The 14899-nt window shown below is 65.0% G+C and carries 16 protein-coding genes; 5 read left to right on the forward strand and 11 right to left on the reverse strand.

Going from position 1 to position 14899, the window contains the following annotated elements:
* The 6 genes from AC1DX4_RS33770 to AC1DX4_RS33795 all read right to left on the reverse strand — a co-directional run.
* On the reverse strand, positions 1-525 hold a 525-nt coding region (locus AC1DX4_RS33770), incomplete at its 3' end, for a BA14K family protein (RefSeq protein ID WP_477224447.1).
* A 126-nt stretch (positions 526-651) separates the two neighbouring features.
* Positions 652-1173 carry a DoxX family protein gene (locus tag AC1DX4_RS33775; protein WP_477224448.1) on the reverse strand — a complete coding sequence of 174 codons (522 nt, stop codon included), beginning with the start codon at positions 1171-1173 and terminating at the stop codon, positions 652-654.
* 336 nt (positions 1174-1509) lie between these two features.
* On the reverse strand, positions 1510-1986 hold the full coding sequence (locus AC1DX4_RS33780; RefSeq protein ID WP_477224449.1) for a tetratricopeptide repeat protein: 477 nt from the start codon (positions 1984-1986) through the stop codon (positions 1510-1512).
* A 31-nt stretch (positions 1987-2017) separates the two neighbouring features.
* Positions 2018-2989 carry an MBL fold metallo-hydrolase gene (locus tag AC1DX4_RS33785; protein ID WP_477224450.1) on the reverse strand — a complete coding sequence of 324 codons (972 nt, stop codon included), beginning with the start codon at positions 2987-2989 and terminating at the stop codon, positions 2018-2020.
* Between the two features lie 140 nt (positions 2990-3129).
* Complete coding sequence (locus AC1DX4_RS33790; protein ID WP_477224451.1) at positions 3130-3348, reverse strand: DUF680 domain-containing protein; 219 nt, start codon at positions 3346-3348, stop codon at positions 3130-3132.
* A 48-nt stretch (positions 3349-3396) separates the two neighbouring features.
* Positions 3397-3645, reverse strand: coding sequence for a DUF680 domain-containing protein (locus tag AC1DX4_RS33795; RefSeq protein WP_477224452.1), 249 nt, complete (start codon positions 3643-3645; stop codon positions 3397-3399).
* Positions 3646-4282: 637 nt separating this feature from the next.
* Between AC1DX4_RS33795 and AC1DX4_RS33800 the strand changes: the two genes are divergently transcribed.
* From AC1DX4_RS33800 to AC1DX4_RS33810, 3 genes are read left to right on the forward strand one after another with little or no spacing between them, the layout of a single operon-like run.
* Positions 4283-8395, forward strand: a complete 4113-nt coding sequence (locus AC1DX4_RS33800; RefSeq protein ID WP_477224453.1) for a Pls/PosA family non-ribosomal peptide synthetase — start codon at positions 4283-4285, stop codon at positions 8393-8395.
* Between the two features lie 26 nt (positions 8396-8421).
* On the forward strand, positions 8422-8862 hold the full coding sequence (locus tag AC1DX4_RS33805) for a GNAT family N-acetyltransferase (protein ID WP_477224454.1): 441 nt from the start codon (positions 8422-8424) through the stop codon (positions 8860-8862).
* A complete protein-coding gene (locus AC1DX4_RS33810) occupies positions 8859-9518 on the forward strand; it encodes a 4'-phosphopantetheinyl transferase family protein (RefSeq protein ID WP_477224455.1) in 660 nt (219 codons plus the stop codon). Before AC1DX4_RS33805 ends, AC1DX4_RS33810 begins: the two co-directional genes overlap by 4 nt.
* Before the next feature lie 9 nt (positions 9519-9527).
* Here AC1DX4_RS33810 and AC1DX4_RS33815 read toward each other — a convergent pair whose 3' ends face one another.
* The 3 genes from AC1DX4_RS33815 to AC1DX4_RS33825 form a co-directional block, all read right to left on the reverse strand.
* A complete protein-coding gene (locus AC1DX4_RS33815) occupies positions 9528-10628 on the reverse strand; it encodes a KamA family radical SAM protein (protein ID WP_477224456.1) in 1101 nt (366 codons plus the stop codon).
* A 285-nt stretch (positions 10629-10913) separates the two neighbouring features.
* Positions 10914-11810, reverse strand: a complete 897-nt coding sequence (locus tag AC1DX4_RS33820; RefSeq protein WP_477224457.1) for an NmrA family NAD(P)-binding protein — start codon at positions 11808-11810, stop codon at positions 10914-10916.
* Positions 11807-11989 (reverse strand): YjiS-like domain-containing protein, encoded by a 183-nt coding sequence (locus AC1DX4_RS33825; RefSeq protein WP_477224458.1) that lies wholly within the window; start codon positions 11987-11989, stop codon positions 11807-11809. Before AC1DX4_RS33825 ends, AC1DX4_RS33820 begins: the two co-directional genes overlap by 4 nt.
* 212 nt (positions 11990-12201) lie before the next feature.
* On the opposite strand from AC1DX4_RS33825, the gene AC1DX4_RS33830 reads away from it, so the two are divergent.
* Together AC1DX4_RS33830 and AC1DX4_RS33835 are read left to right on the forward strand one after the other, a co-directional pair.
* On the forward strand, positions 12202-13125 hold the full coding sequence (locus AC1DX4_RS33830; RefSeq protein ID WP_477224459.1) for a transcriptional regulator GcvA: 924 nt from the start codon (positions 12202-12204) through the stop codon (positions 13123-13125).
* Between the two features lie 202 nt (positions 13126-13327).
* On the forward strand, positions 13328-13570 hold the full coding sequence (locus AC1DX4_RS33835) for a helix-turn-helix domain-containing protein (protein WP_477224503.1): 243 nt from the start codon (positions 13328-13330) through the stop codon (positions 13568-13570).
* A gap of 188 nt (positions 13571-13758) precedes the next feature.
* Here the strand turns inward: AC1DX4_RS33835 and AC1DX4_RS33840 are convergent, their stop codons facing one another.
* Positions 13759-13971, reverse strand: coding sequence for a tautomerase family protein (locus AC1DX4_RS33840; protein WP_477224460.1), 213 nt, complete (start codon positions 13969-13971; stop codon positions 13759-13761).
* Between the two features lie 28 nt (positions 13972-13999).
* The gene (locus AC1DX4_RS33845; RefSeq protein ID WP_477224461.1) at positions 14000-14890 is read right to left on the reverse strand and encodes an SDR family oxidoreductase; all 891 of its coding nucleotides are present in this window, start codon (positions 14888-14890) and stop codon (positions 14000-14002) included.
* Between the last annotated feature and the right edge of the window lie 9 nt (positions 14891-14899).

Raw genomic sequence — 14899 nt, forward strand, 5'->3', positions numbered from 1 at the left:
GGATTGGACGTGGTCGTCCGAAAGCTCCGCTGCCGCAACCAGGGGCGCGGCGCCGCCTTCGACATAGCTGACTTCGGCGGGCTGCTGCGCGGCCGGGTCGGTCGCAACGGTGTCGAGATAGGGCGACACGCAGGGCCGCTGCTGTCCGCTATAGGACCTGTAGCTGTTGTCGTCGGCATTGTAGGAGCGGTAGCGGTCGGCGCACCAAGCGACATGGGCAGGTGGCAGCCTGGCTTGCTGCTCGCCCTCGTCCGGCGCCACCGCGCCCGTATTGGTCGGGTCGGGCGCCTGCACCCTGGCGGCGGCGTCGGGCGCCACGGGCTGCGCGGCGGCCACGCGCTCCAGGCCCTGCGCGGCCTTGTCGACAGGCTGTGCGTCCTTGGTCCAAAGCTGCGAGACACTGTCGGCGGGCCTTGCCTGATGCACGGGCTTGGCGACAATCAGCCATGCAGCGAAAGCCAGCCCGCTGGCGAAGACCGCAAGGGTCAGCACGAAGCCGCCGACCAGTGCCAAAACCGCTTTCATCACACACTCCTTGAGCCCCTGCTAATAGAATGCGGAGCGTGCGGACTGGTTCCAGCGAGCGAGCATATGGCAAGGGTCGGCGACTGGAGCGGCCTGCCGATGCGCAAGGCAGGCCGCCACGACGCCTCAAACCGGCAACCGTACATCCACCGTGAAGTCGTTCTCCACGGCCAGCAGTGCCGCCACCATTTCCTTGTCGCGCTGGCGCTTCTGCAAATAGAGCCCCAGCAGCCAGTCCAGCGAGATCCTGCCGGCGCCGGCGACGGCCAGCACGAACATCCCGCCTGATATCGCCAGATCCTTTTCGAAGTTCAGCAGCTCGGCCTGGGTGGCGAAGTTGGTGTGGAACAGCGTGGCGGTTGCCAGGCAGAACAGGCCGAGGCCAATGGCGCCCAGCCGCGTCAGCACGCCCGTCGCCACCGAGAGCCCTGCCCCCAGCTGCAACGCAATGGTGGCGACAAACAGCGGCAGGCCGACGCCTTGGGCCGCCATCGCCTTGGCGGCGCCGTCGAAATGGGTGGCCAGTGTCACGCCCTCATGCAGGAAGATGAAGGACATAAGCAGGCGGCCGACGAGCAAGGTCACATCCCTGATGTGGTATTTCATGGCGAGGCCGGTGAGCTTCGCGGCGAGTTCGGTCGGTATCATGGGTCAGCCTCCAATTTTTTGGCACAGGCAAGCGCAGCGCCCGTCGTGGGACGTGCAGCGCTTGCCCAATGTGATGTCTGAAAAGGCCGGAGCCGGCTCGAGGGAGAGGCGCCGGCTCCGGCAATGGGCGCCAGCCACGAGCGCCCAAACTGGGATTCACCTTTGTTGAGGTTGGCGCCAAGGCCCCCTCATCCGGCCGCTTCGCGGCCACCTTCTCCCCGTGGGGGAGAAGAGAAGGCGCGCCGTGCCGGCCCCCTCCTCTCCCCTCGGGGAGAGGTCGGATTGCCCCGAATTGCTCCAGGCAATTCGGCCTTGGCAATCCGGGTGAGGGGGACCTTACTGCGTCACCTTGGTGTCGATCGCCTTCTGCAGGTCGGAAAGCTCGTCGCAGCCGGCGGGGCAGAGTTTTTGCAGCGACGCCAGCTGTTCCTTGGCCTTTGCCATGTCGCCGGTCTCGACATAGAGCTCGCCCAGATATTCGCGGGCGGCCTTGTGGTCGGGCTTCAGCTCCAGCGCCTTGTTGTAGTAGGTCAGCGCGGTGGTGAAGTCGCCGGTCTTGCGCAGCGTGAAGCCGAGCAGATTGTAGACATCGGCCTGCTGGTTGTCCTGCGCCAGATCCCGCAGATCGGCCAGCGCGCCCTTGTAGTCCTTGGCGGCGATCTTGGCCTGGACGGCGGTAAGGTCGGGCGCGTCGGCACCCTCGATGTCGTCGACCGCATAGGCCGGCATGATTGTCGCGGGAACCACGGTCAGCACGGCGATGGCGCCGAGCAAGCCGTAGAGGGCGTGCTTGCCCAGGAAGGATTGTTTCATTGTCTTTCTCGCTTTGGTCGGAGTTACCCGTTCAAATCTGAACGGGAGAGAAGCCGTAGGCGCTGCCATCTTTCACGAAGACGCCGGTGCCGGGGAACGGGAAGTGCGACCCGGAAATGCGGATGTTGTCCGCAATCACCCGGTCGATGATCTTGTGGCGCGTGGTGATCGCGGTCGGCCCATCCTGGTCGTAGCTGCCCTGCCACTCCGGATGCGGCGCCAGAAGGGCGGGCACATACATGGTGTCGGCCGAGATCATCAGCTGCTCCTTGCCGGAGTTGGCGAGGTAGACGGAATGGCCCGGCGTGTGGCCGGGTGCGGCGAGGATCTGGATGCCGGGCGCGACTTCCGCACCGTCCTCGACCAGCTTCCAGTTCTTCCACTTCGGAAAGTTTTCGGCGATGCGCTTGCCCGCCGGCTTGCGGCCCTCCGGCAGCTTGGCCAGCCGGCTTGGGTCGGTCCACCAATTGTATTCGGTGGCGTTGACGATCAGCTCGGCATTGGGGAACACCGGCGTGTTGGTGCCCTTCTCCATCAGGCCCCAGACGTGGTCGGGGTGGAAATGCGAGATCATGATGGTGTCGATCGCCTTGTAGTCGATGCCGGCGGCGGCCATGTTGGCCGGCAAATGCGTGGCGTTGGCCTGCCACTGGCCGACGCCCGAGCCGGCATCCATCATGATCAGACGGCCGCCCATCTTGAGCACGACGACGGTGAGCGGAATGGGCATGAAGTCGGTGGTCAGCCCCGCCTTGGCGAGCGCTGCCTTGGTGTCGTCGACGGAAACATCCCTAATGAAGGCCGGGTCGTGCGGCTTCTTCCAGATGCCGTCATAGATGGCGGTCACCTCGATGTCGCCGACCGTGTATTTGTAGAAACCGACGGTCGGCTCCACCGGGGTCTGCGCGAAAGCGGGGCGGGTGAATTCAAGCTTGCCGGCAAGGCCGAAGGCAGCGGCAGCAGTGGCGGTTCCAAGCAGTGTGCGGCGTGTCATGCTGAACATCGTGTGGTCTCCTGTGGGTTGCGGGTGGTGGCAAAAGTCGGAAGGCGAGAATTCCAGGGGTGACGGAGGGCCACGCCACATGGCCCTCCGTCCTGATTGCGGGTGGGGTCGGGACTCGAGGGAGGTCCGGACCCCTGAACTCAGCGACCCCAGATGCCCTGGCCGGGTTCATCCGCATCAGATTTCATCGTCGCCTGGGCACTGTGCCGGACCATGTCCGGCTTGCGGATCGAGGCGGTGTAGGTGTTGTCGATGGTGACGGCCGTCGGGTCGGCGCGGTCGCCAAAATGGTCGCTGCCGGCAAAGGCGCCAGTGGTGGCCACGAGAATGGCGGCGGCGGTGAGAGCGATGTTTTTCATGTCGATGGTTCCTGTTTGTTGAGAGATTGATTGAAGGCCGGAGCGCGCTCAGCGGCCCCAGAGGCCGTCGCGGTTGTGCTGGGCAATGATGTCCTGCACCGAGCCCTGGCTCGGCCCGGTCGTCACCTTGGCGTCGACGCCGTTCTGCTGTGCCGTGTAGGGGATCGAAGCGGTTGCATTGGTGTCGACAGAGGCGACAGGCTGGTTGGCGTTGTCGGCGCCGAAATGGTCGCTGCCGGCAAAGGCAGCACTCGAGGCAAGCAACATCGCAGCCACGCTAAGAGCGAGCTTGGTCATTTCTGATAAATCCTTGTTTCGTTTCTTCGGGTCGCGGGCCGGTGAATGGCCCCGCTGAAATGAAGACCCGGCAGGGTGGTGCTTTATTCCCGGAGGCGTCGAGATTTTTTTGGAAGAGAGGATTTCTAGAGGTTGCGGCCAAGCCAAGCTTGGGTTCCTCGCCCCCGCCAAAGGCGGGGGAGAGGTGGCCGCGAAGCGGTCGGAGAGGGGGCCTTCGTAGAGGGCGAACCTTTCAGAAAGCATCCGGCACAGGTTCGCGCCATCCCCCTCTCCGTCTCGGCTTCGCCGAGCCACCTCTCCCCCATTTCATGGGGGCGAGGAACCCAGGCTTGGAAGCGCCGCCGCTTTGCGGCATCGCCATCGCAACCGGAAGGCCGAGGCTTTCGCCCTACGATTCACCCCTGCCCCTAGCCCCTCCCCCGGTTCGCGATGGCTCCCCCAGACACACTTCAGAAACAATATTCAACAGTTCGGAAAAACTGGCGAAAAGATCGGATGGCATAAGCATCCCTCAACGGCCGGGAATCGGCCGCCGCACACGCGCATATCAGTCAGATGGCGCGGCGGCGCAGCCGGCAAGGCCTGCCAATTGCGGCGGCGACCCGGCAATACGCAGTCAGGGCGAGAAAGTTTGGAAATGGATTACGGTATCGATATCGCCGCATTGGACAGGGACGCGGCAAGGCCGGGCAGAGAGCCGGAAATTCTCGACGCGCAGCCGAAAACCGGCTCCGGTTCCGCGATGGTCGCGCGCCCCCAGATCCTGACGGGCGCCGACTTTGCCCTGGCGGGTCAGCCCGACGAGCGGCTGGACAAGGTCTTCGAGCAACTCGCCGAAACATTCGCCACCTTGCCCGCGGTGATCTCCGACGGACGTAGCTGGACCTATGAGGAACTCGACAGCCGCGCCAACCAGTTCGCCCGCGTGCTGATCAAGCGCGGCGTGCGGCCGGGCCACCGGGTCGGGCTCATTCTCGATCGGTCGGCGGAGACCTATGTCGCCGTGCTCGCCGTCGTGAAGGCAGGCGCCGCCTTCGTGCCGCTGGCCACCGCCTTTCCACAAGAGCGCATGGCGCTGATCATCGAAGACGCCAGCGTCAGCCTGATCGTCACCATCGCCACATATGCGTCGCGCGCCGACCAGCTGCCAGTTCCCCATGTGCTGATCGACAGCGCCGCCGCCGAGATCTCCAAACAGTCCGGCGCGCCGCTGAAGCCGCACAAGGCCGCCACTGCCGGCGAAGACATCTGCTACATCCTGTACACCTCCGGCACGACCGGCAGGCCGAAGGGCGTGGCTGTCCGGCACCAGAGCTTCGTCAACTTCATCCGCGTCGCCGCCGCATCCTACGGCTACAGGCCGAGCGACCGCGTCTACCAGGGCATGACCATCGCCTTCGACTTTTCTTCCGAAGAGATCTGGGTACCGTTCGTCGCCGGCGCGACCGTGGTGCCGGCACCCGGCCAGATGCCTCTGGTGGGCGAGGAACTCGCCGATTTCCTGCGCCATCACCAGATCACCTGCATGGCCTGCAGCCCGACGCTGCTGTCGTCGATGACATCCGACGTGCCCAGCCTGCGCACGCTCCTGGTCGGCGGCGAGGCCTGCCCGCACAATCTGGTGGTGCGCTGGTCGAAGCCGGGGCGGCAGATCCTCAACACCTATGGCCCGACCGAGGCGACCGTCACGGCAACGATGGGCGCGCTGACACCCGACAAGCCCGTCACCATCGGCGCGCCGCTGCCCACCTATTCCATCGTCATTCTCGACCCTTCGCTGCCGGAACTGGCCGAGCCCAGTGAACTGGGCGAGATCGGCATCGCCGGCATCGGCCTCGCCGTCGGCTATCTCAACAGGCAAGACCTGACCGACCAGAAGTTCATCGCCGACTTCCTCGGCCTGCCGAACAACCCGTCGCAGCGCATCTACCGCACGGGCGACCTTGGCCGGATCAACGGCGATGGTGAGATCGAGTATGCCGGGCGCATCGACACCCAGGTGAAGATCCGCGGCTATCGCATCGAGCTCGGCGAGATCGAGGCGGTGCTGCTCGACCAGCCGGAGATCGCGCAAGCTGCCGTCACCACCTGGGAGATCGAGCCCGGCCGCGTCGAGCTCGTCGCCTATTACGCGCGCAAGGCCGGCCAGCCGGCGCTCTCGCGCGCCGACATTGCTCAGACGATGAAGCGACGCCTGCCGGATTACATGGTGCCCTCCTATCTGGAGGAACTGCCGGCGATCCCGATGACGGTCTCCAACAAGGTCGACCTTCGCCAGCTGCCGAAGCCGACAAGCGTGCGGCTTTCCGCCGACCGGGAGATGGTGGCGCCCGGCAATGACGACGAACGTTTCCTGGCCGAGGCGCTGGCCGCAGTGCTGAAATTCGAGGACGTGTCGGTCGAGGACAATTTCTTCGACGATCTCGGCGCCAACTCGCTGCTGATGGCGCATTTCTGCGCCCGCGTGCGCACCCGCAAGGAATGGGCGACGACGTCCATGCGCGACATCTATCTCTATCCGACCGTGGCGCGCCTGGCCAAGCACCTGAGCGTGCCGGAAGAAATGACGACGGCCACCAACGAGCCTGTCCTCACCCGCAAGGCCTCGAATTTTGCCTACTGGACCTGCGGCATGGCGCAGTTGCTGTTCTACGGGGTCTACAGCTATGTGGCGCTGTGGGCGATCAACATCGGCCTCAACTGGATGTATGACGCGCTCGACGATCCGCTGCAGCTCTATATCAGGTGCGTGGCGCTTTCGTCCGGCGTCTTCTTCGGCATGACGGGTTTTGCCGTGCTGGCGAAATGGGTGCTCATCGGCCGCTGGAAGGCCGAGGCGTTTCCGATCTGGGGCCTGCGCTACTACCGCTTCTGGGTGGTCAAGACATTGATCCGCACCGCGCCGGTCGTGCTGTTCCGCGGCAGCCCGCTCTACAGCTTCTATCTGCAGCTGCTGGGAACCAAAATCGGCAAGAACGCCGTCATCGAATCCCGGTCCGTGCCGGTCTGCACGGATCTCATCTCGATTGGCGCCAACACCATACTGCGCAAGGAATCGCTGATCCTCGGCTTTCGGGCGCAGTCCGGCTACATCCATATGGGACCGCTGACCATCGGCCGCGATGCCTTCGTTGGCGTCGGCTCGACGCTCGACATCGACACGTCGATCGGCGACGGCGGCCAGCTCGGCCATTCGTCCTCACTGCAGCGCGGGCAAAGCATCCCGGACGGCGAACACTGGCATGGGTCGCCGGCCGTGCCGACCACCGCGGACTATTGCAAGGTGCGCAACGAGAACGCGTCCGACGTCAGGCGCTTCCTCTTCGAAGCGGTCCAGCTGATCGGGCTGTTTGCCGTTGTCATCCCGCTGCCGCTGCTGTTCCACAGCTATTGGGAGAATGTCGGCGACGACTATCAGGAGACGATCGGCCTGGTCGCGATCGGCACCACGGTCACGCTTTTCGGCTATATCGCGGTCGCTTTTCTCGCCGCGACTTTGCTGCCGCGCCTGCTCAGCCTGGTGCTGAAGCCAGGCCGAACCTACGCGCTCTACGGTTTCCGTTACTGGCTGCAGGCCGCCACCGAATTCTCGAGCAATTCGCGTGTGCTGGGGCTGCTGTTCGGCGACAGCTCCGCGATCGTCTATTATATCAGGGCCGTCGGCTGGAACCTTAACAAGGTGGTGCAGACCGGCTCCAACTTCGGCTCCAACCAGCAGCACGAAAACCCGCTCCTGTGCGAGATCGGCACCGAGACCATGGTGTCGGACGGCCTGTTCATGATCAACATGCACAAGTCGGCCTCCGCGTTCCGGCTCGAGCCGACGCGCATTGGCGAACGCAACTATCTCGGCAACAACATCTACTATCCGCCGGATGGCCGCACGGGCGACAACGTCCTGCTCGGCACCAAGGTGATGATCCCCATCGATGGGCCGCTGCGCGAGAATGTCGGGCTCCTGGGTTCGCCTGCCTTTGAAATCCCGCGCATGGTCAACCGCGACAAGGAACTCATCGCCGGCGTCGACGAGGCCGACCGGCGCAAGCGCATCCCGTTCAAGAACCGCCACAATCTGGTAACGATCCTCCTGTTCTTGGCAACGCAATGGGTCATGCTGTTCGCCACGCTGGCGATCTGGGACCGGGCACTGAACTACTACACCGAATGGGCGGAGGTCGCGCTGTTCGTCGCCGTGCTCCTGACTTCAGCGATCACCATTCCGTTCTACATCCTGGTCGAGCGGGCAAGCCTTGGTTTTCGCAGGCTGAAGCCGCGGATAACGACGATCTACGACGTCGACTTCTGGCGTCACGAACGCCACTGGAAGCTGGCGGATTCGCCGATCGTGAACCTGTTTGGCGGCACGCCGTTCCGGCCGATGATCCTGCGCCTGCTCGGCGTCAAGGTCGGCAAGCGCGTCTATGACGGTGGAGCCAACCTGACCGAACGCTCTCTGGTCGAGATCGGCGACGACGCCACGCTCAACGAAGGCTGCGTCATCCAGGCCCATTCGCTTGAGGAAGGCGCGTTCAAGTCCGACTACATCCGCATCGGCAAGGGCTGCACGCTCGGACCGTCCGCCTTTGTCCACTACGGCGTCGTCATGGGTGAAGGGTCGGTGGCCGATACCGATTCCTTCGTGATGAAGGGCGAAGAGCTGGAGCCCTACTCCATCTGGCGCGGCAACCCGGCCAAGCTGCATCGCTTCGTGATCCCGGTCACGGACGACGGCGCCAAGGCGCCGGCTTGAAGGCCGCAGAAGTCCGCCTCGCTCCCGTGACCGAGGCCAACCTGGCCTTGGTCATGTCGCTGGAACTGGCCCCGGGCCAGATGGATTTCGTCGCTGGCAATGCGGAGTCGCTGGAGGAGGCCGAGGCCGACGACGACGCCCGGCCGCGTGTCGTGATGGCCGGAGATCGTGTCGTCGGTTTCCTGATGTACGAGGCACCGGAAGATGACGACGAGGCGCGCATCTACCGTTTCATGATCGACCGCGCCAGCCAGGGCAAGGGCTATGGCAAGGCCGCGCTGCGCGAGGTGCTGCACGAAATCGGCGGGCTCGGCCACATCAGGCACGTCTCGATCTGCTATGAACCGGAGAATGAGGCGGCACGCCAGCTCTACCGCGCCGCCGGTTTCGTCGAAGAAGGGCTCGACGAGGATGGAGAAATGATCGCCGACCTCGTCCTCGCGGCATCGACCTGCGACAACAGATGACACCTCCCGCAAATTCGTCCTCCCCAAATCTGCCCGAGGAAATTTCGCTGGCGCAGGCGCTGGCCGCCATCGCCCCGAGCGGGGTCCGCACCGGATGCCGGCTCATCCGTGGTGAAGACGAGACCCACCTCCTGCCGGAGGAGGCCCGCTCGATCCCGGCGCGTCAGCCGGCCATGCGGCGAGCCAGCGGCGCGGCACGATGGATCGCGCACCGGCTGCTGACGGATCTCGGCTTCAACGACTTTGCCCTCCTGCGCACCCCATCCGGCGCACCCGCCTGGCCTGGCGGGGTCACGGGCTCGCTCGCGCATGACGACGACATGGCCGTGGCAGCGGTTGCGCCAGTTGGCGATATCGTGTCCCTCGGCATCGATGTCGAGCCGGCGCTGCCCCTGCCTGACGAGATCCTGACCCTGGTTGCAACCCCTGCGGATCAAACCGGCGCGGCGCCCCGGCTTCTTGCCGGCCGCATCCTCTTTGCCGCCAAGGAAGCAGTCTACAAGGCCGTCTATCCGCTTGATCGCCAAGTGCTGGGCTATGAGGATATCACCGTAGACCTGAACACAGGCCGCGCGACGACAACGACAGGCCGCAGCGCCAGCCTCGTCTACTGCATTGCCCCACGTGTGGTGGTGTTGGCGTTTGTCGGTGAATAGCGCACCGCCCTATTCGCTCACAATCTCCCGATAGGTCCTCACCGCGCCATCCTGCCCGCGAAAGCGCCAGGTTTCCCCGTCACGTCCCTCGACAGGACACGGCCCGAGCGGCACCTTGCCGCCGCCTTCCGGCAGGTCGAGGACATAGACCGGGTTGCAGATACCCGACAGCCGCGCCCTCAGCGCTTCCACCAGCGCCTGGCCCTTGGCAATCGTGGTGCGCCGGTGCGCCATGCCGCGCGCGAGGTCGCCATGGTGCAGGTAGTAGGGTTTTACCCCCAGCCGATACATCAGCTCGCGGCAGAGCTCTTCCAGCACCTCGACCGTATCGTTGACGCCTTTCAGCAGAACGCTCTGGTTGAGCAGCGCGAAGCCCGCTTGCCGCATCGTCCGGCAGGCTGCCTCGGTAGCATCGGTGATCTCGCGCGCGTGGTTGAAATGGGTGATGACGGTGACCATCAGCCGGCCCTGCAAGGCCTCGACCAGCCCCGACGTGATGCGCGACGGCAGCGCCACCGGCACACGCGTGTGGATGCGCAGCAGCCGCACATGCGGGATAGCCTCGATGCGCGCGCGGATTTCGGCCAAGGCCTTATCGGGCAGCGACAGCGGGTCGCCGCCGGTCAGGATCACCTCGCGGATTTCGGGATGATCCGCGATATAGGCCAGCGCCGGCTCCAGCGCCTCGCGCGTATAACCGCGACCGATCGAGGTCAGCGATTCCTTGCGAAAGCAGAACCGGCAATAGACCGCGCATTGATAGGTCGGGAACAACAGCACCCGGTCGGCATGGCGATGCGTCAATCGTGCCACCGGGGTGAACTCATGGTCGGCGATCGGATCGCCAAGCTCGCCCTCCGTCTCCACCAATTCCTCAGGTGACGGGATGATTTGCGCGCGGATCGGATCGGCCGGGTCGTTCCAGTCGATCAGGTCGAGATAGGCTTTTGGCGCACGGACCTTGTGGTGCGCGGCGGCAGCTTGCGCGGCCGCGCGCTCGGCGGGCGACAGCGGCAGGGCAGCGAGGTCGCGGACATGGCGCACGCCCTGGCGGACATCGTCCTGCCAGGCGGCGTCGAGGGCGCGGGTTGCATCTTTTAGGTCGGTCATTGGCGGTCTCGGGCTGTTCGCGCGGACCTATCGGCCGGATGGACGATTGGGTCAACTGCCACGAAGGCCAACGACGCAAGCCGCACCCTACGGCGCCCCCCTCTGTCCTGCCGGACATCTCCCCCACTTGGGGGGAGATCGGCAGCTCGGGCGCCGGCTCTCCTTTACTACGTTGGAGATTGGCGAAAGCCGAAACAACGTCCAATCTCCCCCCTTGTGGGGGAGATGTCCGGCAGGACAGAGAGGGGCGCCGTAGAGCACCAGCCTTTGCCGGGCATCCAACCTTCATCCAGTCCGCCCCTCCCTCTCGGCCATCGCCACAAAAGCACTCTCAATGCTCTCAAACCTCAGCTCCGGATAAAGCACCCCCGCCTCCGGAGTGCCCGTCTCGATCGCGGTCTCGCCACGGATCCAGAACGCCCGCAGCAAGCCAAGGCCGGGCGCTGCCGCGATCATTGCCTCCAACTCCTCCGCGCTCATGCCCACGACGCGCGGCGCGCGTCCGCTGACCCGACGCCACAGTTCGATCATCCCACTCTGCGTGATCCTGTTCTGCGCGATGCGGATCTCGCGGCGAACGGCATTGGGATCCTCCAGTGCGCGCAGGGTGACGGCAGCGATGTCTTTCTCGCTGACAAACGTCGCCGGCACATTGCCGTCGCCATAGAGCGTCACCTCATCCGGCGGCAGGGGCGCCGAACCGAAGCGCGTCAGGTCGCCGAGCGTCGCCACCCAGGTCGAGAAGAAACCGTTGGTGTAAATCACCGTATAGGGCAGATCGGCCTCCCTGACCGCGTCGAACACGGTTCTCTTGATGTCGAGCGGCGCGATCGAGCCGGGGGCGGCGGCGGCAAAGTCGAGGCCGAAGCCGGCGGAGGGCACGAAGCGGGAGACGCCGACATCTTTCACGGCGCGCACCAGCGTCATCTCGCTGGCCGAACCGACATGCACCGAGCTGATGACGCGATCGGCCTTGCCGACGGCGCGCACAAGGCTGCCATAGTCGTCGAGATCGCCGACATGCACCGTGGCGCCCAATTCCTTGAGCGGACGCATCCGCGCTTCGTTGGCTGAAGTTGCCGGCCGGACAAGGACATGGACGCTGTCGCCATTGTGCGCGCTGGCCTTCGCCATCTCGCTGCCCAGAAGCCCCGTCGCGCCGATGATCAGGGTGCTGCTCATATTTCCCTCCCGTTGTGCCGGATGGAACCGTCCCAGTCGCGCTCAAGGCCGATGTCATGCAAACGACGGTCGGAAAGCCGGGAAATCCGGCGCAGCGCGCGGCGGCGCTCGAACGCTGCCGTGCTTCGCATGGCGAAGCCGCTCATCGCGGCGCCGATGGGTCCAAGGGTTAAGGTCATCTCAGTCTCCTGTTCGCTGGGCGCAAGCGGGCCGGTGCCGCCCCAACGGGGCGAGCATGAAGATTGCTCACACTATGTCTGGTCATCGGGCGCTTCGACGGATGAAAACTTGATGCCTGTGCGCCGGTACGCCTTGATATTGGGCATTTCCGGGCTGGACGACAAACGACTCTTTGTGCAGGATTTGTGAGCAACGCTCACAGGTCGAGATCATGCCGCGCACACTGCCGCCCCTCACTGCCCTGCCCGCCTTCGACGCCGCCGCCCGGCATTTGAGTTTCACCAAGGCCGCGGACGAGCTCAATCTCACCCATGGCGCGGTCAGCCGCGCCATCCGCAACATCGAAGACAGGCTGGGCATCCAGCTCTTCGATCGCGGGACACGATCCGTCCGCCTGACAACCGTCGGTGCTGCCTACGCTTTGGAAGTCGGCAAGGCGCTGGACCAGATCGCCGCCGCCACAATCGTCGCCACGCCCGACCGCTCGACACGCATCCTCAACGTCAGCACATCGGACGGCTTCGCCGGCCGCTGGCTGGTGCCGCGGCTGCATCGCTTCCACCGCGCCAACGCCGACATCGACGTGCGGCTGGCGACCTCGGGCGTGCTGGCCGATTTCGTCAGCGACGGCATCGACATCGCCATCCGCTATGGCAAGGGCGGCTACACCGGCGTGACGGCCGAATTTCTTGCCGATGAGGAAGTCTTCCCCGTCTGCAGCCCGGAGTTGATGCAAGGCGAGCATCCGCTGCGCCTGCCCGGAGATCTGCGGCATCACAAGCTGATCCATGACGCCTTTCGCATCGACTGGGCGACATGGCTGCAACAGGCCGGCGTCGACGGCATCGACCCCAAACGCGGCGTGCGCTTCGATTCCGCCACCTTCGCCGTCGAGGCCGCCGTGCATGGCGAAGGCGTGCTGCTCGGCCGCAGCGCCCTGGTCTCGGCCGACCTCGCGGCGGGACGGCTGGTGCGGCCTTTCGACCTCGCGCTGAAATCGGCGGCCAGCTACTACGTCGTCTATTCCGACGGCGCGCTGCGGCAGAAAAAGGTCAAGGCGTTTCGCGACTGGCTGTTTGCCGAGGTGGCGGCTGATTGGGTCGGCATGCCCGGGAAAGATCGAAGCGGAACATAGGGCAATGGCCGCACGACTTGAGCCGAGCTGTTGACTCCGGCGCGGATTCGCACACCAATGTCCGCACACATTGGGTGGGGTCCTGCGATGAAAAGAGCTTACGTCAAACCGGTGCTGGCAAAGCACCAGAAACTTTCGGCCGTAACGGCCCAGGCAACCAATTCCAACGACTCCCAGGCGCCCGAGTAACCCTGAACAGAGGCTGGCAAGACCAAGTCGGCGCCAACCTCGTCTACACCCCCGCTTTCGACCGGCCCACCAGCCGCAGCGCGAGGAAGATACGCCCGTGGCGGTGCTGGCCCGCTCGCTCGGCTACACCTCCGAAAGCGCCTTCAGCAACGCCTTCAAGCGCGCCACCGGCACCGCGCCCAAGCGCTATCGGACCGCAGGGAAGGCCGAGCGGCTGGAGGATACGGAAGCGCAGCCGCTGAGCTTGGTGTCTTGAAAAATCGGGAGAGGCGGAGGCCCGAGACAGGTGGACAGCCCGGGGCTGTCCACCTGGCCCCCGCCTGATGCATGCCGCCCCAAAGGGGGCATCGGTTTTCAGGGAACCGACATGCAGGCCCGCGGACAGATTGGACGTTGGCGTCCGCGGCGGCCAGTCGTCATATGACGGGTATCAGCTCGGAGCGGCTAGTCCTTGGCGCGATAGGCTTCCGGTATGACGAACACCTCGTCGGCGCGGCCGTAGCCGCCATCGGCGACTTCCTCGACCAACACCATCGTGGTGGGGCGCGCGACCTCACCGAAAAAGTCGACGAACATGGCTGTGGTCCGATGGATGAGGTCTTCCTTCTGCGCCTTGGAGAGTGCGGCCTGCGGTACTTTTATGTTGGCGAACGGCATGGTCGTATTCCTTCTTTGAGATTGGATTTCAGGCTTTGGGATGGAGCAGGTCGGCAAGGCCGATCCGCTCCAGCAGTTGCACGCGCACGCGGTCGGCAACGCCGTTGACGATCACGGCGCCGTCATCCGATGGGTCGATGTGGACGCGAAACGGGCGGCTTCCGTGCGGCATGGCGACGAGGTCGACGATTGCCGCCGCGATCTCAGCCGGATCGGCATCCGCCGGCTCCAATGCCGCCAGCCCCTTCAGCGCCTGCTGATCGACACCGGCATAGGGACCGGACCAATAGGCGTCGGCGCGCGCCGCATCGGCGGGTGCCGCTGCGTGGTGGAAATGCTCGGTGCCCTTGGTGAAGGCGCCAGGAACGACGATCGTCGTTTCGATGCCGAAGCGGGCAAGCTCCAGCGCATAGCTCTGCGCCAGCGCGTCCATGCCGGCCTTGGCGGCGAAGTAAGGCGCCAGGAACGGCGGCGTGCCGCCGCGCGTGCTGCTCGAACCGACCCAGATCATCTGGCCCCGGCCGAGAGACCGCATATGCGGCAGGGCGGCGCGGTTGACACGCTGCGTGCCGACGACGTTGACGTCATAGAGCTGCGCCAGCTGTTCGGGCGAGAACGCCTCGGCCGGGCCGAACCCCATATGCCCGGCATTGTGGATCAGCACGTCGAGCTGGCCGGCTTCAGCAACGATCTGCTGGATCGCCGCCTGCGCCGAGGCGTCGGAGGTGACGTCGAGCGCAATGGTCTTCAGCGCCACACCCTCGTCACGGGCGAAGTTTTCCATCTCGGCTACCGCCGCGCCACGTGCCGAGGGGTCGCGCATCGAGGCATAGACCGTGTGGCCCGCTCTTGCGAGCGCCCGCGCCGTCATCGCGCCGAAACCCGAGGAAGCACCGGTGATCAAAATTGTCTGTTGCATATCAGTCTC

The organism is Mesorhizobium sp. P3_A8, from assembly GCF_056402995.1.